Below are 23,170 nucleotides of genomic sequence, written 5' to 3'. Positions count from 1 at the left end.
CCGCCGGGACCAGCCCGGCCAAGGAGGCGGGATTACTCACCGCCCCCAAGCTGGTGGACATACAGCGTCACCGCCTTGATCTCGGCATCCGAGAGGCGCGGCCCCCAGGCCGGCATGACGCCGAAGCGTGCGTTGGTGATGGTTTCCGTCACCGCCTCGCGCGTGCCGCTGTAAAGCCAGATCGCATCGGTCAGGTCGGGCGCGCCCTGTTCGCGGTCGCCGGTGCCCGTTTCGCCATGGCAGCTTGCGCAGTTGTCGGCGAAAAGCGTGGCCCCCGCCTCGGCCTTGGCCGCGTCGTGATCCTGTCCCGACAGGGCCAGCACATGTTCGGCGATCTCGGCGATCTCGGGCTTGGTCAGCATCTCGCCGAAGGCCGGCATCTGCGAGAAGCGGGCATCAGCGTCGATGTCGTTGCGGATGCCGTGGCGCACGGTGTATTCGATATCGTCCAGCGTGCCGCCCCAAAGCCAGCTGTCATCCAGCAGGTTCGGATAGCCGACCCCGCCCGCCGCCCCTGCCCCGTGGCATTGCGAGCAATTGGCGCGGAACACCGCCGCCCCGCCCGAGACGCCGAATTGATAGGCCGGGTCATCGACCGGCAGCGCGGCCAGATCGGCGGCGGCCAGCGTGGCGCTGACCTCGGCATTGCGGGCATCGACGGCGGCGATCTCGGCCGCGACCTCGCCACGGGTGGAATAGCCCAGCAGACCGGATGTGGCGCCCTGGACCAGCGGCCAGGCCGGATAGGCGATGGCATAGCCGATGCCCCAGACGATGGTGCCGTAGAGCGTCCACAGCCACCAGCGCGGCATCGGGTTGTTCAGCTCTCTGATGCCGTCCCATTCATGGCCGGTCGTGTCGACGCCGGTGACGGGGTCCCGCGTTTCTTTGTCGTCCATCAGGCTTTCCCCTTCGTCGTCTGGTCGGCTGGCTTGGTCGCGTCCGGCGTCACGCCGGGCGCATTCTCAAATCGGAAGGGCAGGCTCGCCGCCTCGTCATGGGCCTTGCGCGAACCGGGGCGGAAGACCCAGAGGATGGCGCCGATATAGAAGGCGGTCATCGCGGCCAGCGCCCAGCTGTCGGCGAATTGGCGCAGCAGGGTATAGGTATCCATCGCGCCCTCCCTACCGGCTTGCGTCCGGGGTGAAGGTCGAGAAATCGACCAGCGTGCCCAGCATCTGCATATAGGCGATCAGCGCATCCATCTCGGTCAGCTGCGGCTGGCCGTCGAAGTTCGACACCACCGCACCGGGATAGCGTTCCAGAAGGCCGTCGGTGTCGGCATCCGGGTTGGCCTGCGCCCAGAAATCCGCCTTGGCCGAGGCCACCATCTCGTCGCTATAGGGAACGCCGACGAGGCGATGGGTCTTGACCAGCGCCTCGGTATGGGCCGGCTCGATCTTCGTCTCGGCGAGGAAGGCATATTTCGGCATCACGCTTTCGGGCACCACCGATTGCGGGTCCTTCAGGTGATCGACATGCCAGGCGTCGGAATAGCGCCCGCCGACCCGCGCCAGATCCGGGCCGGTGCGCTTGGAACCCCATTGATGGGGGTGGTCATACATCGACTCGGCGGCCAGCGAGTAATGGCCGTAACGCTCGACCTCGTCGCGCATCGGCCGGATCATCTGGCTGTGGCAGGTATAGCAACCCTCGCGCACATAGATGTCGCGCCCGGTCAATTCGAGCGGCGTATAGGGCCGAACGCCCTCGACCTTCTCGATGGTGTTCTCGAGATAGAACAGCGGCGCGATCTCGACGATGCCGCCGATCGACACCACGGCGAGCGAGAAGATGAACAGAAGCGAGGCGCTGCGTTCGATCAGGGCGTGCCGGTCAAGGATGGACCGGCGCGGCTTGGTCGCAGTGGTCCCGGCACTGGCGGAGGCTTCGGCGGTTTGCGCCGGGCTGGTTTTCGGGTCGTTTGCCATCATCGTCTCTCACTCTGCCGGGACTTGCGCCGGGGCCGGGGCGCGGACGCCCCCCCGGATGGTCATCCACATGTTCCAGCCCATCAGCACACCCCCGGCGAGGAACAGCGTTCCGCCCAGTGCGCGCACCACGTACATCGGGAATTTCGCGGCTACGGTGTCGGCGAAGCTGTTGACCAGGAAGCCCTGGGCATCGACCTCGCGCCACATCAGGCCCTCCATGATGCCGGTGACCCACATCGAGCTGGCGTAGAGAACGATGCCGATGGTCGCGAGCCAGAAGTGCCAGTTGATCGCCGACATCGAGTACATCCGCTCGCGCCCCCAGAGCCGCGGGGTCAGATAGTAGAGCGCGCCGAAGGTGATCATGCCGTTCCAGCCAAGCGCGCCGGAATGCACGTGTCCGATGGTCCAGTCGGTGTAATGGGACAGCGAGTTGACCGAGCGGATCGACATCATCGGCCCCTCGAAGGTCGCCATGCCGTAGAAGGCGAGGCTGATGACCATCATGCGGATGATCGGGTCGGTCCTCAGCTTGTCCCAGGCCCCGTTCAGCGTCATCAACCCGTTGATCATCCCGCCCCAGCTGGGCATCCACAGGATGATCGAGAAGACCATGCCAAGCGTCGCGGCCCAATCCGGCAGGGCAGTGTAATGCAGGTGGTGCGGACCGGCCCAGATATAGAGGAAGATCAGCCCCCAGAAGTGGATGATCGACAGCTTGTAGCTGTAGACCGGGCGCTCGGCCTGTTTCGGCACGAAGTAATACATCATGCCGAGGAAGCCCGCCGTCAGGAAGAAGCCCACCGCGTTGTGGCCATACCACCATTGCGTCATGGCATCCTGCACGCCGGCAAAGATCTGCACCGATTTCGAGCCCCAGATCGAGACCGGGATCGAGATGTTGTTGACGATGTGCAGCATCGCCACGGTGATGATGAACGAGAGCAGGAACCAGTTGGCGACATAGATGTGCTTCTCGCGCCGCCGCGCCAGCGTGCCGACATAGATCGCCAGCAGGCAGACCCAGACGATGGTCAGCCACCAGTCCACATACCATTCCGGCTCGGCATATTCCTTGGACTGGGTCGCGCCCAGCACATAGCCCGTCGCCGCCAGCACGATGAACAGGTTGTATCCCCAGAACACGAACCAGGCGAGATTGCCGCCCCAGAGCCGCGCGCCCGAGGTGCGCTGGACGATGTAGAAACAGGACATGATCAGCGCATTGCCGCCAAAGGCAAAGATCACCGCGCTGGTATGCAGCGGACGCAGCCGGCCGAAATTGGCGAAGGGCTGGGCCCATTCGATGTTCAGCGCCGGGAAGGCCAGCTGAAAGGCGATGACCACGCCGACCAGGAAGCCGACGATGCCCCAGAAGGCGGTGGCGATGGCGCCCGCCCGCACCACGTCATCCATGTAGCCCGTGGTATCGACGGGCTTTTTCGGCTTGTCGGCATTGCGCATGATATTGATGGCCAGCCCCGCCGACAGGGCCATCAGGATCAGGGCATGGACCTGATAGGCGAGATCATGCGCCCAGTTCGCGGCAATGGCCATGAACAGGGCGACGAGTCCGAGCCCGGTCAGTTTTGCGGCATCTGTCATCGGAAATCCCTCGTGAGTCTCGGCGCGCGAAAATGACGCGCGCTTCTGTTCGCAGGGTCTCGCTAGGGCCGCGGCGATCACGGTGCATTGATCTAGATCAAGGTCTGGCGATGCCGCGACGGATAGGGAAAAGGAACGGGAGGGAGGCCGGTCATTTGTTGACGGGACGGCACGGACCGGGGTCGACGGCACCCGGCCTGTGCCGATTTGTCGCAGCCTCCGGGTCGACGGATAGGGCGGTTGCGACGCTGTTCAGGGATGATTTTGGCCGCTCGGGCGGCGCCTCGCGACTCAGTAGTCGACGCCGCCATCGGTGTCGTCGCCGGTCTCGGCCAGCAGCGCCGAGAGGTCGGGCACGTGGATACCGCGTTTGCCCTCGATCTGGATGATGCCTTCCTTGGCCAGCCCGGTCAGCTGGCGACTGACGGTCTCGATCGTCAGGCCAAGGAAATTCGCCATCATCTCGCGGGTGATCGGCAGGTCGATCTGGCAGCCCTCGCCCTGCAGATCCATCGGCAGGTTGGCGCGTTTCAGAATCAGCGCCAGCAGGCTGGCGATGCGTTCACGCGCGGTCTTGCGGCCCAGAAGCAGCATCCAGTCACGCGCCGCATCGAGCTCGTCCAGCGACATTTCCAGAAGCCGTTCGCCCACATGCGGCATCTCGAGCAGCAAACGCTCGAACGGACGCTTGTGAAAACAACAGAGTGTCACATCGGTGATGGCGGTGATGTCATAGGGCGCCGCCTCGCGGCCCGGACGGCCGATGAAATCCGAGGGCAGCAGCAACCCGATCATCTGCACCCGCCCGTCATTTATCGAACGGGTCAGCGAGGCCGTGCCCGCGACGATCGAGGCAACGATGTCCAGCTGTTCGCCGCGGATCGCAATGACCTGGCCGGCGGTGAAGGTCTTGTAGAACTTGATCCGGTTCAGCTGCTCCAGCTCGTCCGTCTCGCATTTCGCGCAGACCGCGCGATGGCGGATCGGGCAAGCATTGCAGTCGACACGGTGAGACAGGGAATGCAGCGCGGTCATATTTTTTTGATCTGGATCAAGGCGGCGTTTAATGCGGGGCATAGTATATCACTCCATGAGCATCCGATCCAAGCTTCGCCGCCACGGCCTTTTTGACGCACGCGTTCCGCGCTTCACCAGCTACCCACCCGCCACCCGGTTCACGGCTGCGGTCGGGTCTGCCGACTATGCCGCCTGGCTGGGGCAAGTGCCCTCAAAACAGGCAATATCGCTCTATGTCCATGTTCCGTTTTGCCGCAGGCTCTGCTGGTTCTGCGCCTGCCGGACCCAGGGCACCAAGACCGGAACGGCGCTTGGAGGTTACGTCGCCTCGCTTCTGTCCGAGGCGGCGCTGATCCGCCGACAGCTGCCGCCCGAGATCAGGATCACCCGGTTGCACCTGGGCGGCGGCACCCCCACGATCCTGCCGCCCGAGTTGATCGACCGGCTGCTGGGCGGGTTGGACCGCGTGTTCGGTCTTGGCGCGCTCGACGAGTTTTCGGTCGAGATCGATCCCACCGAATGCGACCGCGAGCGGCTGGCCATGCTGGCCCAGTACGGGCTGAACCGCGCCAGCATCGGCATCCAGGATTTCGAGCCGCGCGTGCAGGTGGCCATCGGCCGGGCGCAATCGCTGATGGTCACCACCGAGGCCATCGACAGCCTGCGCGACCTCGGCATCCACGCCATCAATCTCGACCTGCTTTACGGCCTGCCCTACCAGCGGCGCGATACGCTGTCGCGGACGCTGGACCATGTGCTGCAACTCGATCCGTCGCGGCTGGCGCTTTATGGCTATGCCCATGTGCCATGGGTCTCGAAGCGGCAAGTGATGATCCCGACCGAGGCCCTGCCCTCGCCCGAGGAGCGGCTAGACCTGACCGAACTGGCGCAGCACTGGCTGCTGGGTGCGGGCTTCCGCCAGATCGGCATCGACCATTTCGCCCGGCCCGATGACAGCCTTGCCATCGCCTTCAACGAACGCCGGCTGGCGCGGAATTTCCAGGGCTATACCGATGACCGCGCCCCGGTGCTGATCGGGCTTGGCGCCTCGTCGATCTCGCGCCACCCGGCGGGCTATGCCCAGAACGAGCCCTCGACCGGCCGCTATCAGGCCCGGGTTGCCCGCGGCGAGTTGCCCATCGCCCGCGGCACGGCGCTGACGGAGACCGACCTTCTGGTCGGGCACATGGTCGAAAGCCTGATGTGCTATCACGACCTGAGGATCGAGGAATTCGGCGCTTCGGCTGGCGAGGCCGCAGCGCGGGCCGCGCAGCTGGTGCAGGACTTCGGCGATTGCGTCGAGTTCGATGGGCGGCTGCTGCGGGTCAAGCACTGGGCCTGGCCGCTGACCCGGATCATGGCCGCCTCGCTTGGCTCGACCAGCGAGCCGGGGCAGCGTTTCAGCGCGGCGGTCTGACGGCATCCGCCTGCGCCTTCCGCAACAGATCGACGGCACGATCCGGTCCGACCCAGGCCATGCCTGCCGGGCTGTGCGACGTCACCACCACCTCCGCCTCGGCCAGCACGCCATCCTCAACCACGATGCGGCGGGCGATATGGCTCTCCGCCGGTGCCTCCAGCGGAGTGTCATCGGGAAACCCGGCGCGGCGGGACCAGAAGGGCAGATGCAACCGGGCTGATTGCTGCCGGATGAAATCCCGACCCAGACGGGCTTGGCGCGGGTAAACATCGGCGTGCCGCTGCGCGAGGAAGCGCAGGGCCAGATCGCGGGTCTCGGCGTCATCACGCCGCATCAGCGTGCGCCGGACGGCGGTGGCGGCCAGCGCCGAGGACACCGCCCAGAACATGCCGTGCCCTGACAGCGGGTCCATCGCCGAGGCTGCATCACCGATGGGCAGCACCGCCAGCTCCTCGGCGGGCGCCGCAAGAACCGGCGTGGCGTCGCGGATCAGCGGATCGCCTTCGACCCCCAGAACCAGCGGCAGTCCGGCACTCGCCGCCCTCAGACCTTCCGCCAGCCGCGCCTCGGCGGCACGGCCCTCGGGATCGGCAGCATCCAGCGTCAGCTGCGCCCAAGCGGTGCCATCGCCCCGCGCGGCCAGCCAGAGCCACCCCTGATCCAAGGGCAGAATCCGGCTACCCGCCCCCTGCCCGGCCTCCACCTTCAGCGCCGCGCCGATGGCAATGGTGGCCGGCCCCCGCGTGACCAAGGACCGCGCGCGATGGGCGCGGCGACCCCTCGCGTCGATGACAAAACGCGCCGTCAGCCCCTGCCCGCCGTCCATCTCGGCCCGGCCCGGCAAGGGCAGCGCAGTGCCCTCGATGACCCGCACGTCCGCCGCCCCGGCCATGCGGCGCAGATGCGCATCAACCGCGGCGCGGTCCACGATCAGCTCGGCATTGGCCTGAACCGGCGGGCCATCCCAATAACTGCTGCGCGGCGCCGTGACCGCCCGCATCGCCGGCGCGTCGAACAGCCCCGCCTGCTGCAACCAGCCCTGAAGGCGCGGGCTCATCCCCTCGCTGCGCGGCACGCTGCGGTTCGGGTCGATCAGCGCCACCCGGCAGCCGTCGCGGGCGGCAAGCAGGGCAAACACCGCCCCCGCCGGGCCACCGCCGACCACCAGCACGTCATAGTCATGGGCCATCGGCACCCCCTTGCCGGCAGCATCCGCATCCCGCGCAACGGAAAGGTGACATTTGCGGCCATTCTGCCCCGCCGGTCCACTGTGTCCGAAAATGTCAAGTTTTCGCCTGCGGCCCTCTGCTTCACTCCGCGTCAACTCCAGTCCCGCGGCCCGGCCGCCCAGCCAGAGGATCATCGACGCGATGCACCGCACCTCCCTCGCCACGCTTCTCGCCTCCGCCGCCCTCCTGACCGCCGCGCCTGCGCTGGCACAGGATGGCGAAGAGGTCCTGTCGACCGTCTGCGCCGCCTGCCATGTGCAGGGCGAGGATGGCAAATACTCCCGCATCGATGACAGCCGCCGCACCCCCGAGGGCTGGGAGATGAACGTGGTGCGAATGATGCGCAATTACGGCGTGCCGCTGAGCGACGAGGAATTCGTCTCTGTCGTGCGCCACCTGGCCGATACGCGCGGGCTGACCATCGAGGAGACCGAGGGCCGGCGCTATATCCTCGAACAGGAACCGAATGCCACCGACCAGGGGCCCGACCAGCTGATGAGCGAGACCTGCGGTCGCTGCCATTCCTATGCCCGGGTGGCATTGCAGCGGCGCACCGGCGATGACTGGAAGAAGCTGATCAACTTCCATCTCGGCCAATATCCTTCGCTGGAATATCAGGCGCTGGCGCGGGACCGCGACTGGTGGGCCATCGCCAATGACCAGGTGCTGAAGAACCTGACCGAGGCCTATGTCCACGGCGAGGCACCGGCGAAATCCGACGCCGATCTGTCGGGAGAATGGCGCATTGCCGGGCGGCAGCCGGGGCGCGGTGCCTATGACGGCACGCTGACCATCGCCAAGGAGGGTGATGGCTATACCGTCACCCAGTCCCTGACCTTTGCCGATGGCTCGACCGAGGAGCGCAGCGGGCAGGCCTATCTCTACGGGGCCGGCGAATGGCGCGCCTCGATGACGGCGGGCGAGCAGAGGCTGCGCGAGGTGATGGCACTTCGCGCCGATGGCTCGATGGAAGGGCGCTGGTTCCACACCGGGCAAAGCTCGGTCGGCGGGCGCATCCATGCCGTGCGCAGCGACGGGGCGGCGCAGATCCTGTCGGTCGCGCCCGACCATGTGAAGGCCGGCGAAACGGTCGAGATGCGGATCGCCGGTGTCGGCCTCTCGGGTGATCCGATCCTGCCCGCCGGGCTGACCGCCGAGGTGGTCAGCAGCGATCCGGCTGCCGTGGTGCTGAAGGTCACCGCCGCCGCCGATGCCGCCGCCGGTCGCGGCGAGATCGGCGTGGGCGAGGCGAAGCTGGCCGATGCCGTCGCTGTCTATACCGCGCTTGACCGGGTCTCGGTCGAGCCCGCCACGACCTATTCCCGCGTTGGCGGGGCCGATGGCCCGATCCCGAAACAGCCCGCCACCTTCGACGCGATCGGCTGGCTCAATGGCGCCGATGGCAAGCCCGGGACCGAGGATGACATCCGCGTTGGCGCGCTGACGGCGGAGTGGAAGGTCGAGGATTTCGACAAGATCGCCGCCGACATGAAGGACGCACAATTCGCGGGCGAGATCGACGCCAGCGGTGTCTTCCACCCCGCCGATGCCGGCCCCAATCCCGAACGGGTGATGGGCACCAACAACACCGGCAACCTCGCCGTCATCGCCACCGTCAAGGATGGCGAGACCACGCTGGAGGGTCGCGGGCATCTTTACGCCACGGTCCAGCGTTTCGTCGACACACCGATCCGCTGAGGGGGGCATCATGGGTTCGCTGACACTGATCAAACACAATGCCCACCGCGTCGATGTGGATGGGCTGGCCATGCTGATGCATGTGCCGACCTCGAGCCTCTTCGAGATGGATACGGTAAGCGCCTCGGTCTACGAGCTTTTCCGCAAGCTGGGCGTGGCTGACGCCGGCACGCTGCAAAGCGAGCTGGGCCATCGCTTCCCGCCCGCCGATCTGGCCGAAAGCGTGCAGAGCCTGATCACCCTCGATATCCTCAGGGACAGCGCCGATCCGGGCCGGCCGATCACCGTGCAGAAGGTCGAGGACATTCCCCTGTCCACGATCATCCTCAACGTGAATACCGGCTGCAACCTCGCTTGCACCTATTGCTACAAGGAAGACCTGACCACGCCCGCCAAGGGCGAGAAGATGGACTTTGCCACCGCCCGCGCCGCGATCGACCTGCTGCTGAAACAGGCGGCCAGCCGCGACAAGGTGAACGTGGTCTTCTTCGGCGGCGAGCCGCTGTCGAACATGCCGCTGATCCGGCAGGTGGTCGATTACACCGAGGCGCAGGTGGCCGATCTTGGCAAGACGGTCGATTTCACCCTGACCACCAATGCCACGCTTCTGACCGAGGAAATCGTCGACTGGCTGAACGCCCATCGCTTCGGCTTGACGGTCAGCATGGACGGGCCACGCGCGCTGCATGACAAGAACCGCAAGACCGTGGGCGGGCGCGGCACCTATGACGTGGTGGCGAAGAAGGTCGCGATGCTGCTCTCGCGCTATAACGCACGGCCGGTGGGCGCGCGGGTGACACTGACCGCAGGCGTGACCGATGTGCTGGCGATCCATGATCACCTGATCAACGATCTGGGCTTTGCCGAGGTGGGCTTTGGCCCGGCGACCTCGGGACCGATCGCGGTTTTCAACCTGCAACCCGAGATGCTGAAATCGGTCTTCGAGGACATGAAAACCCTTGGCCGCCGCTATGTCGAGGCGGCGATCCGGGGGGAGAATATCGGCTTCTCGAACATGCACCAGCTGCTGTCCGACATCGCCAGCGGCATGAAGAAGGCCGTGCCCTGCGGCGCCGGCCTTGGTCTTCTGGCGGTGGACAAGGAGGGCGACCTGCACCTCTGCCACCGCTTCGTCGGCTCGAACCAGCCGACCTATGGCAATGTGAACAAGGGCATCGACGTGCCGAAGCTGGCTGCCTTTGTCGAACAGGCGCAGGACCGCAGCAATTTCGGCTGCAAGACCTGCCGCATCCGCTCGATCTGCGCGGGCGGCTGCTATCACGAAAGCTATGCCCGACAGGGCGATCCCTTCGCGCCAGTCTATCACTATTGCGACCTGCTGCGCGATTGGGTCGATTTCGGCATCGCTGCCTATACCCGCATCATGCGCGCGAACCCCGGGTTCTTCCGCGCCCATCTTCAGCCCAGGAGTGCCGCCTGATGAAACATCTGACCCCCGCCAATGCCAAGGCCCAGCAATTCACCGAGGCCGCCGCCGAAGGCAAGGAGGACGAGGTCGTCGCCATGAACTCGATGGTCGGCTGCACCACCTCGTTTGATCCGGGATGGGAGATCGACGCCTTTGGCGGCGTCGGCAACCTGTGCCAGCCGATGGAGGCCGATCTTTATGGTTGCGCCGATCCCTGCTGGTGGCCGGCGCAGGTAGCCGACACCATGAACACCTATCCGAACTGGTCCGATGATGCCGCCGATGTCCACAAGGACTGGCGCCAGCTGCAATCCGTCTTCCCCGAAAGCAAGGTGTGACCATGACGCTCCGCCCCGCCAAGATCGCCACCGCCCTTGCCGCGCTGATGGCGACCGCCCTGCCCGCCATGGCCAAGGATTACCTGATTGTGCCATCGCGGCCCGACAAGCTGGTCATCGTCGATGCCGAGGCCATGGCCATCGACAAGGTGATCACGCTGGAAAACGCCGGCCCGGTCCCGCAATTGCCGGTGGTGAATGCCGAGGGCACCCGCGCCTATGTGATGATGAACAAGCTGGAAAGCATCGCCATCGTCGATCTGGTCTCGGGCGAGACGGTGAACCGCATCGACATGACCAGCGCCGACGAGCGGGTGAAGGGCATGTTCGGCATGGACCTGTCGCCCGATGGCAAGACGCTGGTGGTGTTCCAGAGCCCGGTGAAGATGCTGGCCGACGAGTTTCAGGTGCAGCCCTCGCGGCTCGCGTTCTATGACGCCGAGACCGGGGCGCTGAAATCCACCGTCGAGGCGCCGAGGCAGATCGGTCTGCTGGCCTGGTCCACCGACGGCACCAAGATCTTCGGCATGGGGCGCAAGATGTATGTCTTCGACGCCACCGGCAAGCAGATCGAGGAAAAGCCGATCCATGGCTGGGAGACCGAGAAATATTCGCAGCCCGACGTGCTGGACGCCTGGTCGCAATTCGAGCAGGCCGATGTGATCTCGACCCCCTTCTATGCCGCGCGGCTGGACCTGCCGGGCGATCCGACCGCCTTCCGCACCGGGATGCTGACGCAGGACCTGACCACCGGCGAGCTGAAGATGCAGGAGGTCGAGGTGGCCGATATCTTCTATTTCTCCTCGGCGGTCAGCCCGACCGACAAGACCCGGCTCTATGCCGCCTATAACAACCTTTCCAGTTTCGACCTTGCCACCTCGAAGCCGATCAAGCGGGTGCCGCTGCCGCACAGTTACTACTCGGTGAACGTCTCGAGCGATGGCAAGACCGTCTATCTGGGGGGCGCGATGGGCGATGTGGCGGCCTATGATGCCGAGACGCTGGAGCGCAAGGGCGAGGTGCTGATGCCCGACGGCGCCTCGATCTCGCTGGCCTCGACCCGCGTGTTCCAGCGGGACGAGTGACATGGCGGCGCGCGCGCCCCTGATCGGTATCGTGGACAGCGGCGGCCCCGCCGGCCAGATGCAGGATTCGCGCGCCTTTCATGCCGAGGGCGATGGCCCGGCCCGGCCCGACCGGCTGGGGCATGGCAGCGCGGTTGCCGCGATGCTCAAGCGCGCCGCGCCGGACGTTCGCTTGCGTCATGCGCAGGTGTTCGACGAAAAGCCGGTGACCAGCGCGGACCGGGTGGCGCGGGCGGTGGACTGGCTCGCCGCGGATTGCGACCTGATCCTGTTGAGCCTTGGTCTTGCCGCTGACCGTGCCGTTCTGCGGGATGCCTGTACGCGGGCGGCGGAGCGGGGCGTCATCCTCGTTGCCGCCTCGCCGGCCCGTGGCGCGCCCTGCTGGCCCGCCGCCTATCCGGACGTGATCGCCGCCACCGGCGATGCGCGCTGTGGCTGGAATGACCTGTCCTTGCTGCCCGGAAACATCATCGGCGCGTGGTGCGCCTCGCCCGAACAGGGCGGGAAGGGCATGGGCGGCGCCAGCCTCGCCGCCGCCCGCGTCGCCGGGCATCTGGCCGCGCATCTGGACGAGGCGCGGGGCGATCCTTTCGGCTGGCTCGCCGCGCAAGCCATACATGTCGGCCCCGAGCGCCGCCGGGCCGCCGCCCGATGAGCGCCCGCGACTGGTTGGCCGCGCAATTGCTGCGCGGCGTCTTCGGAGGTGCGGCGCGGCCGTGGCTGGTGCCGGTGCTGGCCCGCGCCCTGCCGGGCATCGGTATCGTGCTGGCGGGATCGCTCATGGCGGCGCTGGTGGCGCTGCTCCCGCCTTGGCTCACAAAAATGCTGATTGATCAGGGGCTCTTGGCTCAGGATTGGCCGGCGGTCCTGCATTATGCGGCGCTGACCTTTGCCGTCGGGCTGGTGATCCTCGCCAGTTCCGTGGGCAACAGCCTGATGCACCTGCATTTCTCGGCCCGGATGCTGGTGGACCTGCGCGGGCGGATACTGGACGCGCTGCTGTTCCGCCGCCCTGACCAACCCCAGCTGACCCTTGGCGAGACCATGGCGCGGGTCGATGGCGACACGGCTGAAATTCAGCGTTTCGGCTTTGACACGGTGCTGGCGGCGGCCTCATCGGTGTTCCGGCTGGTCGGCGGCACGGTGATGCTGTTCGTCCTCGACTGGCGGCTGGCGCTGATCCCGCTGATGGCGGCACCGCTGAACCTCGCCTTTCTCAGCTGGGCGCGCCCGCGCACGAGGCAGCGCGCCGAGGAGATCCGCAGCAACCGGGGCGAAGTCAGTTCCTATCTCGCCGAGGGTTTTTCCGGGCTGACCACGCTGCGGACGCTCGGGGCGCAGCCGCTGCGCGCCGCCGGATTCGCGCCGCTGCAATCGCGGCAGATCGCGCTGCTCATGCGCCAGCGCCGCTGGTCGGAATTCGTCAGCGCCGTGCCGCAGATCACCGGCGCGCTGGTCCGCGTCGGCATCCTGCTGGGCGGCGGCTGGCTCGTCGTCACCGGGCAATGGCAGGTCGGTGCCTTGATCGCCTTTCTCAGCTATGTCGGCATGATGACCGGGCCGTTGCAGAACCTCTTGGGTCTCTACCACGCGCAGGCACAGGCGCAGGTGGCGCTGGCGCGGCTGAATGCACTGGCCGGACCCGAGATGGACGAGCGCGGCGGCCGCGCGCCGTCGCCCGGTCCCGGTGCCTTGCGCTTCGTGCGGGCGCGCGGGCGCACGGGTAAGCACCTGCCGGTAAGCCTCACCATTCCCGCCGGTTCGCGGGTGCTGATCGACGGACCGTCGGGCATCGGAAAATCGACGCTGACCGGACTGGCGGCGGGACTGTCGGCCCCGGCAACCGGCGCAAGGGTCTATCTCGATGCCGAGGATGTGGCCGGGCTGGACCCGCTGGCCCTGCGCCGCGCGGTCGCCGTTGTCCCGCAATCGGCCACCCTCTTTCGCGGCACCATCGCCGAGAACCTGCTCCTCGCGGACCCCGAGGCCAGCGATGCGCAGATCGCCCAAGCCCTGACCCTCGCCGCGATCGACCTGCCCGCCGACACCCCACTGACCGAGGCCGGTCGCAATCTCTCGGGCGGCGAGCGTCAGCGGATCGCGCTGGCGCGTGCGCTGATGCTGCCCTTTCGCGTGCTGGTGCTGGATGAATGCCTATCCGAGGTCGATGCGCCCACGGCGCGGACCATCTTGCACGCCATCCTGACGACGTTCCCGGACCGCACGATCCTGATGATTGCCCACGCCGGCCCCGCCCGCGAACTGGCCTTTGATCAGGTGGTGACGCTGGAGCCCGATCCCGCCGCCTTGCGGATGTCGCGCGGCGACATGCCGAACCAGCGCGAGAACGCCCGCGAGAACGCGGTATGATCGGAATAGCCAAGACGCAGCGCGATCTCGATCATCGGCAGCTCGCTGCGGGTCAGCAGCGCGCGGCCGATATTGCGGCGGCAGATCTCGTTCAGCTCGTGGAAGGAACTGTTCTCGCCCTCGAGCTTGCGGCGGAGCGTGCGGCGCGACATGCCCATGGCGCGGGCGATGGCATCCTGATCCGCCGCCTCCTGCCCCATGCGGCGCAGCAGGAGGTCGATCACCCGGTCGCTGACCGGCTGGTTCACCCGGACCTTGCGCAGATGCTGGTCCAGCGCCTGAATGGCATCGCGGAAATCAGTGGGCGGTTCCGTCTCGACCCGGCGCGGGCTGCGATCCATCAGCCGCGCGGGAAAGATCAGCGCATTGTAGGTGCCGCCCCGGATCGGCCGCGCCAGATGCGCCGAGATCGCCCGGGCCGAGCGGCAATCGCTGTCCTCAAGCTGGGCCGCCAGCACCCGGTCGGCATCGGGGGCAAAGCGCCTGACCATGCCGGCGACCAGCCCCAGCGTCAGCTGCGCATCGGCGGCGCGCGGCCAGATATCCTCGTCCAGCACGCGATAGCGCACCCGCACCAGATCGCCGTCCTGTTCCAGATCCAGCGATGTGGCCGATTGCACGGTGCCGAAATAGCTGACGAAACAGCGCAGCGCCGCGCCAAGCGTGGGGGCCGCCCCGACCGCGACGCCGACCGCGCTGAGATGGGCCAGGTCCATCACCTCGCCGGCGCGCCAGATCGCCGCCGGATCGACCAGACCCGAGGCCATGCGTTCAAGGCTGGCAACGAAATCGCGCAGGGGCATGGTGCCGTCGGATCGACAGTCAGAGGCCACGCCCCCGGTCGTGATCGCCTCGACCGCCGTCAAGGGACCCGAGATGATCCACGGGCTGTCCATCACCAATTTCCCCCCGCCCAAGGGTTAGCGGCAGGGCGACGCTACGTCAACGAAAACCTGCGTGTCGAGCCGCCGATGAAATCACTCAACATCTTGAAATATCGTGACTAATCAGGACACGGATCGAAAACCCGTGCAAGCTGCATCGCGCGCGGCCAGACCGGGGCGCCGGCTCTTGCGGCTGGCCGAGCGGACCTTCCACTGGATTCTCGCCCCCGGGCTGGTTCTGGCCATCGGGATCAGCGAATACGGCAACCTGCTGCCCTATGCGGCGGGTCGCGAGGCGGCCTGGACGGTCACCATTTATGGATTGCACAAGACTGTCGGACTGGCGATGCTGTTCCTCGTTCCCGGCCTCGCCATAGCCTTGCGGCCCTGGCGACGGCGGGCGGTGCCGACGGGCCGGGTGGGCTGGGCGCCGGTGCTTGACCGGGTGGTCTTCTGGGGGCTGATGGTGGGGGCGTTCGTCATTCCGGTGTCAGGGCCGATCCTGCATGGCATGGGACCGGGCTGGGGCTATGCGCCGGTCTGGTGGGGCTTGCCGAACCGGGTGCCCTTCGTGCCCGAGCGCCTTGCCGCCGGCCCCGTCACCCGCGATTTCCACATCCAGAGCTTCTGGCTTTTCTCGGCGCTGGCGATCACCCATGTGATCCTCGCCTGCCGCGTCTGGCTGATGCGCCGCCAGCCGAGCCCGCGCCGCTGGATCCGGTTGCGCCTGCCGCCCCTCGCCCATCGGCTGGCCCCGCTGATCGGCGCGGCGCTGTGGGTCGGGCTGGCGATCTATTCATGGACAACGGCCTGAGGCGCGCTGCGCCCGGCCAATCGCTGAAAGGACAAGGCAATGAGCATCTACCAGGAGGCGCCGGTCAGCGCCGCGGAAAGCCGGGTCGCCGGGCCGGTCGACAGCCCGCTGCGCGAGGAAACCATTTTTGAGCTGCTACAGGGGGCGATGGCCGCCCATCCCGACCGCGAGGCGCTGATCTTTCCCGAGCACGGGCTGCGCCTGACCTATGCCGAGTTCGGCGCGGCGGTGGACCGGCTGGCGACGGGGCTTCTCAACCTCGGCATCACGCGGGGCGACCGCGTCGGCATCTGGTCGCCGAACCGTCCCGAATGGGTGCTGACGCAATTCGCCACCGCGCGGATCTGTGCGGTGCTGGTCAACGTGAACCCGGCCTATCGCGTGGGCGAACTGGAATATGCACTGCGCCATGTCGGCGTCCGCGCGCTGGTCTTGGCCGACCGCTTCAAGAGCTCGGACTACCTGGGCATGATCCGGCAACTGGCACCGGAACTGGACACCGCCCAGCCCGGCGCACTGATGGCCGAACGCCTGCCCGATCTGCGCATGGTCATCCGCATGGGCGACGGCACCGACATCCCCGGCATGCTGAACTTTGCCGAGATCGCCGCCACCCCTTCCGATACCGCCCGGCTCGACCGGATCAGCGCGGTGCTGTCACCCGATGACGCGATCAACATCCAGTTCACCTCGGGCACCACGGGACTGCCCAAGGGCGCGACGCTGAGCCACCGCAACATCGTCAACAACGGCCATTTCGTCACCCGCACCATGGGCTTCACGCCCGAGGACCGGCTGTGCATCCCGGTGCCGCTTTACCATTGCTTCGGCATGGTGATGGGGGTGCTGGGATCGGTCTCGAAGGGCGCGACCATGGTCTTTCCGGGCGAGGGCTTCGATCCCGAACAGGTGCTGACCGCCATCGCCGCCGAACGCTGCACCGCGCTTTACGGCGTGCCGACCATGTTCTCGGCCATGCTGGACACCGAGCGCTTCCACCATCACGACCTGTCGAGCCTGCGCACCGGCATCATGGCCGGCGCGCCCTGCCCGATCGAGGTGATGAAGCGCGTCGTCAGCCAGATGCACATGGCGGAAGTGACCATCGCCTATGGCATGACCGAGACCTCGCCGGTCTCGTTCCAGTCCCATACCGATGACCCGCTGGAAAAGCGCGTGACCACGGTCGGGCGCATCCATCCGCATCTCGAGGTCAAGCTGATCGATGGCGAGGGCCAGACCGTGCCGGTCGGCACCACCGGGCAGCTGTGCACACGGGGTTATTCGGTGATGAAGGGCTATTGGAACGAACCGAAAAAGACCGCCGAGTCGGTCGATGCCGAGGGTTGGATGCAGACCGGCGACCTGGCGGTGATCGACGACGAGGGCTTTTGCAACATCGTCGGGCGGGTCAAGGACATGCTGATCCGCGGCGGCGAGAACATCTATCCGCGCGAGATCGAGGAATACCTGTTCCAGCATCCGGCGGTGCAGCTGGTGCAGGTCTTTGGCGTGCCCGACGAGAAATACGGCGAAGAGGTCGCCGCATGGATCGTGCTGAAGCCGGGCATCAGCGCAACGGAAGAGGATATCCGCAGCTTTGCCAAGGGCTTGATGGCGCATTACAAGGTGCCGCGCTATGTCCGTTTCCGCCCCGAACTGCCAATGACGGTGACCGGCAAGGCGCAGAAATTCGTCATGCGCGATGCGATGATCGAGGAATTGGGGCTCAGCGAGATCAAGACCGCCTGATCCGCCCCTTGCCCGAAATTCGGGCGGCTTGCCGCGATTGCGGGCACTCCGGCCCGATTTGGTGAACAGAGCTTCGGCGCGGGCCGGGCGCCCCTTTTGGGCGCCCCCGCCCCGAGCCTAGCCTTCGGGCATGTTCGATGCACCCGTCCTTCAACGCAGCCATGGTTCCGCCCTCGTCCATCTGGACCGGGGCCGCCTGCGTGACCTGAGCCAGACCGGCTCGGCCAAGGCAATGCTGCCGCGCACGCATGGCGACCGGCCCGAGATCGTGTTCCTGAACACCTCGGGCGGGCTGACCTCGGGCGACCGGCTGGCCTATCGGGTGGAACTTGGCGCGGGAACGCGGGCGGTGGCGACCACCCAGACGGCGGAACGGGCCTATCGCGCCGATGGGCCGGTGGCCGAGGCGCGGGTTGACCTGGTGCTGGGACCGGGCGCATCGCTGGACTGGCTGCCGCAGGAGACGATCCTCTTCAATGGCGCCGGGCTGGCGCGTGAGGCGCGGGTGGAGTTGGGCGCGGAAGCGCGGTTTCTGGGCATCGAGACCGTGGTGCTGGGCCGCGCGGCGATGGGTGAAGAGGTCGGGCAGTTGCGCTTCAGCGACCGGCGGGTGATCCGCCGCGAGGGGCGGCTGGTGCTTCTGGATCCGTTCCGACTCAATGATGACGCGCTGACCCGCGCCGGGAACCCCGCGCTTCTGAACGGCATGCGGGCGATGGCGGTGCTGCTGCTCATCGCCCCCGATGCTGCCGATGCCCTACCGGCCCTGCGCGCCCAACTGGATGAACCGGGCGTCACCGCCGCCGCCTCCGCCCTGCCCGGTCGGCTGGTGCTGCGCGCCCTTGCCCCGGACGCCTGGCCGCTGCGCCGACAGATGATCCGCCTGATCGAGACATTGCGGCCGGGTGCACTGCCCCGGGTCTGGCAGAATTAGGAGACACCGATGAACCTGACGCCACGGGAAAAGGACAAGCTGCTCATCAGCCTCGCCGCCATGGTGGCGCGCGGGCGGCTGGCGCGCGGGGTCAAGCTGAACCACCCCGAGGCCATCGCGCTGATCACCGATTTCGTCGTCGAGGGCGCGCGCGATGGCCGCAGCGTTGCCGACCTGATGGCCGCCGGCGCGCAGGTGATCCGGGCCGAGGAGTGCATGGCGGGCATCCCCGCGATGATCGAGACCGTGCAGGTCGAGGCCACCTTTCCCGATGGCACCAAGCTGGTGACCGTGCATCATCCCATTCGCTGAACCGATTTTGACAGGAGCGATCATGAAACGCCTTCTTCCCCTGCTGCTGACCCTGACCCCCGGCATGGCGCTGGCCCATGCGGGTCACGAGACCGGCAGCCTTGCCACCGGCTTCGCCCATCCCCTTGGCGGCGCCGATCACCTGCTGGCCATGCTGGCGCTTGGCCTTCTGGCGGCGCAGGCGGGCGGTCGGGCGCTGTGGCTGCTGCCCGTCACCTTCGTCGGCGCGATGTTGGCCGGCGGCGTCGCGGGCGCGGCGGGCATCGGCTTTCCGGCGGTCGAGCCGGTGATCCTCGCCTCGGTCATCATTCTGGGCGCGCTGGTGGGTTTTGCCCTGCGCCTGCCCCTCACCGCGATGGCGGCGATGGCCGCGGTCTTTGGTTTTGCCCATGGCTGGGCGCATGGGGCCGAGGGACCGACGAGCGGGCTGGCGATCTATGCCCTGGGCTTTGCCGCCGCCACCATGGCGCTGCATATCGTGGGCATCGCGGCGGGCAGGGTGATCCCCAGCCTCAGCCTGCGGGTTCTGGGCGCGGGCACCGCGCTTGGCGGCCTTGCCCTCGGTCTGGCGGGCTGAGCCATGATCCCCGGAGAGATCATCCCCGCAGAGGGGAACCTGACCCTGAACGCCAACCGGCCCGCGATCACGCTGATGGTCGCCAATACCGGCGACCGGCCGGTGCAGGTGGGCAGCCATTACCATTTCGCCGAAACCAATGCCGGGCTTGACTTCGACCGGGTGTCGGCGCGGGGGATGCGCCTCGACATCGCCGCCGGCACCGCCATCCGCTTTGAACCCGGTCAGCGCCGCGAGGTGCGGCTGATCCCCTATGCCGGGGCGCGGGCGGTCTGGGGCTTCAATGCGCAAGTCATGGGGGCGCTGGACGATGCCGGTTGAGATCTCGCGCGCGGCCTATGCCGACATGTTCGGGCCGACCACGGGCGACCGGGTGCGGCTTGGCGATACCGATCTGGTGATCGAGGTCGAGCGCGACCTGACCATCTATGGCGAAGAGGTGAAGTTCGGCGGCGGCAAGGTGATCCGCGACGGCATGGGCCAAAGCCAGATCAGCCGCGCCAATGGGGCGATGGACACCGTCATCACCAATGCGCTGATCCTTGACCACACGGGCATCTACAAGGCCGATATCGGCCTTCGCGCCGGGATGATCGCGGGCATCGGCAAGGCCGGCAATCCCGACACCCAGCCCGGCGTCACCCTGATCATCGGCCCCGGCACCGAGATCATCGCCGCCGAGGGGCGCATCGTCACCGCGGGCGGGATCGACTGCCACATCCATTTCATCTGCCCCCAGCAGGTCGAGGACGCGCTGCATTCCGGAATCACCACGATGATCGGCGGCGGCACCGGCCCGGCGCATGGGACGCTGGCGACCACCTGCACGCCGGGGCCCTGGCATATCCGCCGGATGCTCGAGGCGGCCGACAGCCTGCCCATGAACATCGGGCTGGCCGGCAAGGGCAATGCCTCGCGACCCGAGGCGCTGGAGGAACAGGTGCGCGCCGGGGTCTGCGCCATGAAGCTGCACGAGGACTGGGGCACTACCCCCGCCGCCATCGACTGCTGCCTGTCGGTGGCCGAGCGGATGGATGTGCAGGTGATGATCCATACCGACACGCTGAACGAGTCGGGCTTTGTCGAGAACACGCTGAAGGCCATCGGCGGACGCACCATCCACGCCTATCACACCGAGGGCGCGGGCGGCGGCCATGCCCCCGACATCATCCGGGTGGTGGGCTCGCAGAACGTCATCCCGTCATCGACCAACCCGACCCGACCCTATACGCGCAACACCATCGAAGAGCATCTCGACATGCTGATGGTCTGCCACCACCTCGACCGCTCGATCCCCGAGGATGTGGCCTTTGCCGAAAGCCGCATCCGGCGCGAGACCATCGCCGCCGAGGATATCCTGCATGATCTGGGGGCCTTCTCGATCATCTCGTCCGACAGTCAGGCGATGGGGCGCGTGGGCGAGGTGGTGACGCGGACCTGGCAGACCGCCCACAAGATGAAGGTCCAGCGCGGTCGGCTGGAGGGCGAGGCCGGCGCGAACGACAACCTGCGCGCTCGGCGCTATGTGGCGAAATACACCATCAACCCGGCCATGGCGCACGGCATTTCGACCCATGTCGGCAGCGTCGAGGTTGGAAAACGCGCCGATCTGGTCATCTGGCACCCGGCCTTCTTCGGCGCCAAGCCCGAGATGTCGCTGATCGGCGGGCAGATCGTCATGGCGCAGATGGGCGACCCGAACGCCTCGATCCCGACGCCGCAGCCGATGCAGTCCCGCCCGATGTTCGGCGCGCTTGGCCGCGCCTGCCAGTCAGCTTCGGTCAGTTTCGTCTCGAAGGCCGGGCTTGAGCGGGGCTGCGGCGAGGGCCTTGGCAAGGCGATGATCGCGGTCGAGGGGACGCGCGGCATCGGCAAACCCGACATGCGGCTGAACGATGCGACGCCGCTGATCGAGGTTGATCCCGAAACCTATGAGGTCAGGGCCGATGGCGTGCTGCTGACGGTCGAGGCGGCGGCGGAATTGCCGCTGGCGCAACGCTATTTCCTGTTCTGAGGTCGGCATGGATGTTTTGACGAAAGAGAAACCCGAAGATCTGGGCGTGGCGGGCGCGGTGCTCGAATCCGGCCATGGCCGGGCCGTGGCGGGCCGGGTGGTGCTGGATTACGAGGGCCGCTGCCTGAGGCGCAAGCGGCTGGTGACGGATGCGGGCGCGGGCTTCCTCGTCGATCTGCCGCAGGCGGTCAGCCTGCCCGACGGCGCCGCCTTTGCGCTGGCCGATGGCCGCGCGGTCGAGGTGATCGAGGCGCGCGAGCAGGTGCTGGTGATCGAGGGCGACCTGCCGCGCCTCGCCTGGCATATCGGCAACCGCCATTGCCCCTGCGAGTTGCATGGCGACCACCTGGTCATCCGGGCCGATCCAGTGCTCGAGGCGATGCTGGCGCAACTGGGCGCACGGATCACCCGCAGCTTCGCCCCGTTCCGGCCCGAGGGAGGCGCTTACGGTCATGGACGGACCTTCGGCCATTCCCACTGAAACCGGCAGGCTGCTTGCGGTTCAGCTTCTCTCCCCGGCCTTTCCGACCGGCGCCTTCGCCTATGCGCAGGGGCTGGAATGGGCGATGGACTGCGGCGCAGTCAGGGATGGCGCGTCGCTGACCCGCTGGATCGGGGATGTGCTCGAGCATGGCTCGGGCTGGTCGGATGCGGTGATCCTGTCCTTGTCGCTGCGGCCGGAGGCGGACCACGCGGCGCTGGACGATCTGGCGCGGGCGCTGTGCCTGACCTCGGAGCGGTTGACCGAAACGCTGGAACAGGGCGCGGCGTTTGCGCGGGTGGCGGCTGTGCTGACCGGAACGCCGGAAACCCCCACGGCCCTGCCGGTCGCGGTCGGGCGGGCCTGTGCCGGGCTGGGGCTGCCGCGTACCGACATCATCGCGCTCTACCTGCAGGGTCTGGCACTGGCGCTGGTGCAGGCGGCGGTGCGGTTCCAGCCACTGGGGCAGACCGAGGGCCAAAGAATTCTCGCCGGGCTTTCGCCGCTGATCCTGCAACTGGCGGTGCGCGCCGAAACCGCAAGCGAGGCCGATCTGGGTGGCTGCGCCATCGGTGCCGAGATCGCCTCGGCCCGGCACGAATGCATGGAAACAAGGATATTCAGGACATGAGCCCCCCCTCTTCAGGAACAGGACCCCTTCGCGTCGGCATCGGCGGCCCGGTCGGCGCGGGCAAGACCACGCTGACCGAGAAACTGGCCCGCACCCTCGCCCCGCGCCTGTCGATGGCGGTGGTCACCAACGACATCTACACCCGCGAGGATGCCGAGGCGCTGATGCGGGCGCAGGTACTGCCGGTCGAGCGCATTCGCGGTGTCGAGACCGGCGGTTGCCCCCATACCGCCATCCGCGAGGACGCGAGCATCAACCTGGCCGCCATCGCCGATCTGAACGCCGCCTTTCCCGATCTCGATCTGGTGCTGATCGAATCCGGCGGCGACAACCTGGCCGCAACCTTCTCGCCGGAACTGGCCGACCTGACCATCTATGTCATCGACACGGCGGCAGGTCAGGACATTCCGCGCAAGAAGGGTCCGGGGCTGGCGCGCTCGGACCTGCTGGTGGTGAACAAGACCGATCTTGGCCCCTATGTGGGCGTCGATACCGATCTGCTGGAGCACGACGCGCGGACCTCTCGCGCGGGGCGGCCGGTGGTGATGGCCTCGCTGCGCCACGATCAGGGGGTTGAGGCGATTGCCGATTTCCTGATCCGCGAGGGGGGGCTGAAGCCGCGCGGATAGGCGGGCTGCCTGCTTCT

24 protein-coding genes are annotated in these 23,170 nt (G+C 67.2%); 17 read left to right on the top strand and 7 right to left on the bottom strand.

Features of this window, described 5'->3' with window-relative positions; genetic code table 11:
• Window positions 1-32: 32 nt before the first annotated feature.
• The 5 genes from ccoP to fnrL all read right to left on the bottom strand — a co-directional run bounded on the left by ccoP (window position 33) and on the right by fnrL (window position 4,574).
• A complete protein-coding gene (gene ccoP / locus CX676_RS03810; protein ID WP_101751435.1) occupies window positions 33-899 on the bottom strand; it encodes a cytochrome-c oxidase, cbb3-type subunit III in 867 nt (288 codons plus the stop codon).
• The gene (locus CX676_RS03805; protein ID WP_101751434.1) at window positions 899-1,114 is read right to left on the bottom strand and encodes a cbb3-type cytochrome c oxidase subunit 3; all 216 of its coding nucleotides are present in this window, start codon (window positions 1,112-1,114) and stop codon (window positions 899-901) included. The genes ccoP and CX676_RS03805 overlap by 1 nt, the downstream gene beginning before the upstream one ends.
• 10 nt (window positions 1,115-1,124) lie before the next feature.
• The gene (gene ccoO, locus CX676_RS03800; RefSeq protein ID WP_232816576.1) at window positions 1,125-1,934 is read right to left on the bottom strand and encodes a cytochrome-c oxidase, cbb3-type subunit II; all 810 of its coding nucleotides are present in this window, start codon (window positions 1,932-1,934) and stop codon (window positions 1,125-1,127) included.
• Window positions 1,935-1,940: 6 nt separating this feature from the next.
• Complete coding sequence (ccoN, locus tag CX676_RS03795; protein WP_101751433.1) at window positions 1,941-3,539, bottom strand: cytochrome-c oxidase, cbb3-type subunit I; 1,599 nt, start codon at window positions 3,537-3,539, stop codon at window positions 1,941-1,943.
• A gap of 291 nt (window positions 3,540-3,830) precedes the next feature.
• Window positions 3,831-4,574: a transcriptional regulator FnrL gene (fnrL, locus tag CX676_RS03790; protein ID WP_101751432.1), complete on the bottom strand. Its 744-nt coding sequence runs from the start codon at window positions 4,572-4,574 to the stop codon at window positions 3,831-3,833.
• Between the two features lie 55 nt (window positions 4,575-4,629).
• On the opposite strand from fnrL, the gene hemN reads away from it, so the two are divergent.
• Window positions 4,630-5,973, top strand: coding sequence for an oxygen-independent coproporphyrinogen III oxidase (gene hemN / locus CX676_RS03785; RefSeq protein WP_101751431.1), 1,344 nt, complete (start codon window positions 4,630-4,632; stop codon window positions 5,971-5,973).
• Here the strand turns inward: hemN and qhpG are convergent.
• A complete protein-coding gene (qhpG, locus tag CX676_RS03780; RefSeq protein ID WP_101751430.1) occupies window positions 5,957-7,165 on the bottom strand; it encodes a flavin-dependent monooxygenase QhpG in 1,209 nt (402 codons plus the stop codon). The two genes, hemN and qhpG, sit on opposite strands and share 17 nt — an antisense overlap.
• Before the next feature lie 181 nt (window positions 7,166-7,346).
• Here qhpG and peaA point away from each other — a divergent pair, with 181 nt between their 5' ends.
• From peaA to CX676_RS03750, 6 genes are read left to right on the top strand one after another with little or no spacing between them, the layout of a single operon-like run.
• Complete coding sequence (peaA, locus tag CX676_RS03775; protein WP_101751429.1) at window positions 7,347-8,903, top strand: quinohemoprotein amine dehydrogenase subunit alpha; 1,557 nt, start codon at window positions 7,347-7,349, stop codon at window positions 8,901-8,903.
• A gap of 10 nt (window positions 8,904-8,913) precedes the next feature.
• On the top strand, window positions 8,914-10,344 hold the full coding sequence (gene peaB, locus CX676_RS03770; protein ID WP_101751428.1) for a quinohemoprotein amine dehydrogenase maturation protein: 1,431 nt from the start codon (window positions 8,914-8,916) through the stop codon (window positions 10,342-10,344).
• Complete coding sequence (gene qhpC / locus CX676_RS03765) at window positions 10,344-10,670, top strand: quinohemoprotein amine dehydrogenase subunit gamma (protein ID WP_101751427.1); 327 nt, start codon at window positions 10,344-10,346, stop codon at window positions 10,668-10,670. Before peaB ends, qhpC begins: the two co-directional genes overlap by 1 nt.
• Before the next feature lie 2 nt (window positions 10,671-10,672).
• The gene (gene peaD, locus CX676_RS03760; RefSeq protein ID WP_101751426.1) at window positions 10,673-11,755 is read left to right on the top strand and encodes a quinohemoprotein amine dehydrogenase subunit beta; all 1,083 of its coding nucleotides are present in this window, start codon (window positions 10,673-10,675) and stop codon (window positions 11,753-11,755) included.
• 1 nt (window position 11,756) lies between these two features.
• Complete coding sequence (gene qhpE, locus CX676_RS03755; RefSeq protein WP_101751425.1) at window positions 11,757-12,410, top strand: subtilisin-like serine protease QhpE; 654 nt, start codon at window positions 11,757-11,759, stop codon at window positions 12,408-12,410.
• On the top strand, window positions 12,407-14,125 hold the full coding sequence (locus CX676_RS03750; protein ID WP_101751424.1) for an ABC transporter ATP-binding protein: 1,719 nt from the start codon (window positions 12,407-12,409) through the stop codon (window positions 14,123-14,125). Before qhpE ends, CX676_RS03750 begins: the two co-directional genes overlap by 4 nt.
• On the opposite strand, the gene qhpR is transcribed toward CX676_RS03750, so the two are convergent.
• Window positions 14,029-15,021: an AraC-like transcriptional regulator QhpR gene (qhpR, locus tag CX676_RS03745; protein WP_101751423.1), complete on the bottom strand. Its 993-nt coding sequence runs from the start codon at window positions 15,019-15,021 to the stop codon at window positions 14,029-14,031. The two genes, CX676_RS03750 and qhpR, sit on opposite strands and share 97 nt — an antisense overlap.
• A 133-nt stretch (window positions 15,022-15,154) precedes the next feature.
• Between qhpR and CX676_RS03740 the strand changes: the two genes are divergently transcribed.
• The 10 genes from CX676_RS03740 (at window position 15,155) to ureG (ending at window position 23,153) form a co-directional block, all read left to right on the top strand.
• Window positions 15,155-15,823, top strand: a complete 669-nt coding sequence (locus CX676_RS03740; RefSeq protein WP_157935841.1) for a cytochrome b/b6 domain-containing protein — start codon at window positions 15,155-15,157, stop codon at window positions 15,821-15,823.
• Window positions 15,824-15,862: 39 nt separating this feature from the next.
• Window positions 15,863-17,575: an AMP-binding protein gene (locus CX676_RS03735; RefSeq protein WP_101751421.1), complete on the top strand. Its 1,713-nt coding sequence runs from the start codon at window positions 15,863-15,865 to the stop codon at window positions 17,573-17,575.
• A gap of 130 nt (window positions 17,576-17,705) precedes the next feature.
• Window positions 17,706-18,509 (top strand): urease accessory protein UreD, encoded by an 804-nt coding sequence (locus tag CX676_RS03730; RefSeq protein WP_101751420.1) that lies wholly within the window; start codon window positions 17,706-17,708, stop codon window positions 18,507-18,509.
• A gap of 9 nt (window positions 18,510-18,518) precedes the next feature.
• Window positions 18,519-18,821, top strand: coding sequence for an urease subunit gamma (locus CX676_RS03725; RefSeq protein WP_101751419.1), 303 nt, complete (start codon window positions 18,519-18,521; stop codon window positions 18,819-18,821).
• A 22-nt stretch (window positions 18,822-18,843) separates the two neighbouring features.
• A complete protein-coding gene (locus CX676_RS03720) occupies window positions 18,844-19,398 on the top strand; it encodes a HupE/UreJ family protein (protein WP_101751418.1) in 555 nt (184 codons plus the stop codon).
• Window positions 19,399-19,401: 3 nt separating this feature from the next.
• On the top strand, window positions 19,402-19,719 hold the full coding sequence (locus tag CX676_RS03715; RefSeq protein ID WP_101751417.1) for an urease subunit beta: 318 nt from the start codon (window positions 19,402-19,404) through the stop codon (window positions 19,717-19,719).
• Window positions 19,709-21,412, top strand: a complete 1,704-nt coding sequence (ureC, locus tag CX676_RS03710) for an urease subunit alpha (RefSeq protein WP_101751416.1) — start codon at window positions 19,709-19,711, stop codon at window positions 21,410-21,412. The genes CX676_RS03715 and ureC overlap by 11 nt, the downstream gene beginning before the upstream one ends.
• Before the next feature lie 7 nt (window positions 21,413-21,419).
• Window positions 21,420-21,893, top strand: a complete 474-nt coding sequence (locus CX676_RS03705) for an urease accessory protein UreE (protein ID WP_101751415.1) — start codon at window positions 21,420-21,422, stop codon at window positions 21,891-21,893.
• A complete protein-coding gene (locus CX676_RS03700; RefSeq protein WP_101751414.1) occupies window positions 21,865-22,524 on the top strand; it encodes an urease accessory protein UreF in 660 nt (219 codons plus the stop codon). Before CX676_RS03705 ends, CX676_RS03700 begins: the two co-directional genes overlap by 29 nt.
• Entirely contained in the window at window positions 22,521-23,153 is a 633-nt protein-coding gene (ureG, locus tag CX676_RS03695) for an urease accessory protein UreG (RefSeq protein ID WP_101751413.1), read from the top strand. The genes CX676_RS03700 and ureG overlap by 4 nt, the downstream gene beginning before the upstream one ends.
• Window positions 23,154-23,170: the final 17 nt, after the last annotated feature.

The sequence above is a fragment of the Paracoccus zhejiangensis genome, from assembly GCF_002847445.1.
Classification (GTDB): domain Bacteria; phylum Pseudomonadota; class Alphaproteobacteria; order Rhodobacterales; family Rhodobacteraceae; genus Paracoccus; species Paracoccus zhejiangensis.
Note: the sequence above shows the minus strand (reverse complement) of the source record. Positions and strands in the feature narration are given on the sequence as shown.

Coding starts and splice junctions, on each gene's coding strand:
- ccoP (WP_101751435.1), bottom strand. CDS start 899: ATGGACGACAAAGAAACGCGGGACCCCGTCACCGGCGTCGACACGACC.
- CX676_RS03805 (WP_101751434.1), bottom strand. CDS start 1,114: ATGGATACCTATACCCTGCTGCGCCAATTCGCCGACAGCTGGGCGCTG.
- ccoO (WP_232816576.1), bottom strand. CDS start 1,934: ATGATGGCAAACGACCCGAAAACCAGCCCGGCGCAAACCGCCGAAGCC.
- ccoN (WP_101751433.1), bottom strand. CDS start 3,539: ATGACAGATGCCGCAAAACTGACCGGGCTCGGACTCGTCGCCCTGTTC.
- fnrL (WP_101751432.1), bottom strand. CDS start 4,574: ATGACCGCGCTGCATTCCCTGTCTCACCGTGTCGACTGCAATGCTTGC.
- hemN (WP_101751431.1), top strand. CDS start 4,630: ATGAGCATCCGATCCAAGCTTCGCCGCCACGGCCTTTTTGACGCACGC.
- qhpG (WP_101751430.1), bottom strand. CDS start 7,165: ATGGCCCATGACTATGACGTGCTGGTGGTCGGCGGTGGCCCGGCGGGG.
- peaA (WP_101751429.1), top strand. CDS start 7,347: ATGCACCGCACCTCCCTCGCCACGCTTCTCGCCTCCGCCGCCCTCCTG.
- peaB (WP_101751428.1), top strand. CDS start 8,914: ATGGGTTCGCTGACACTGATCAAACACAATGCCCACCGCGTCGATGTG.
- qhpC (WP_101751427.1), top strand. CDS start 10,344: ATGAAACATCTGACCCCCGCCAATGCCAAGGCCCAGCAATTCACCGAG.
- peaD (WP_101751426.1), top strand. CDS start 10,673: ATGACGCTCCGCCCCGCCAAGATCGCCACCGCCCTTGCCGCGCTGATG.
- qhpE (WP_101751425.1), top strand. CDS start 11,757: ATGGCGGCGCGCGCGCCCCTGATCGGTATCGTGGACAGCGGCGGCCCC.
- CX676_RS03750 (WP_101751424.1), top strand. CDS start 12,407: ATGAGCGCCCGCGACTGGTTGGCCGCGCAATTGCTGCGCGGCGTCTTC.
- qhpR (WP_101751423.1), bottom strand. CDS start 15,021: ATGGACAGCCCGTGGATCATCTCGGGTCCCTTGACGGCGGTCGAGGCG.
- CX676_RS03735 (WP_101751421.1), top strand. CDS start 15,863: ATGAGCATCTACCAGGAGGCGCCGGTCAGCGCCGCGGAAAGCCGGGTC.
- CX676_RS03730 (WP_101751420.1), top strand. CDS start 17,706: ATGTTCGATGCACCCGTCCTTCAACGCAGCCATGGTTCCGCCCTCGTC.
- CX676_RS03725 (WP_101751419.1), top strand. CDS start 18,519: ATGAACCTGACGCCACGGGAAAAGGACAAGCTGCTCATCAGCCTCGCC.
- CX676_RS03720 (WP_101751418.1), top strand. CDS start 18,844: ATGAAACGCCTTCTTCCCCTGCTGCTGACCCTGACCCCCGGCATGGCG.
- CX676_RS03715 (WP_101751417.1), top strand. CDS start 19,402: ATGATCCCCGGAGAGATCATCCCCGCAGAGGGGAACCTGACCCTGAAC.
- ureC (WP_101751416.1), top strand. CDS start 19,709: ATGCCGGTTGAGATCTCGCGCGCGGCCTATGCCGACATGTTCGGGCCG.
- CX676_RS03705 (WP_101751415.1), top strand. CDS start 21,420: ATGGATGTTTTGACGAAAGAGAAACCCGAAGATCTGGGCGTGGCGGGC.
- CX676_RS03700 (WP_101751414.1), top strand. CDS start 21,865: ATGGACGGACCTTCGGCCATTCCCACTGAAACCGGCAGGCTGCTTGCG.
- ureG (WP_101751413.1), top strand. CDS start 22,521: ATGAGCCCCCCCTCTTCAGGAACAGGACCCCTTCGCGTCGGCATCGGC.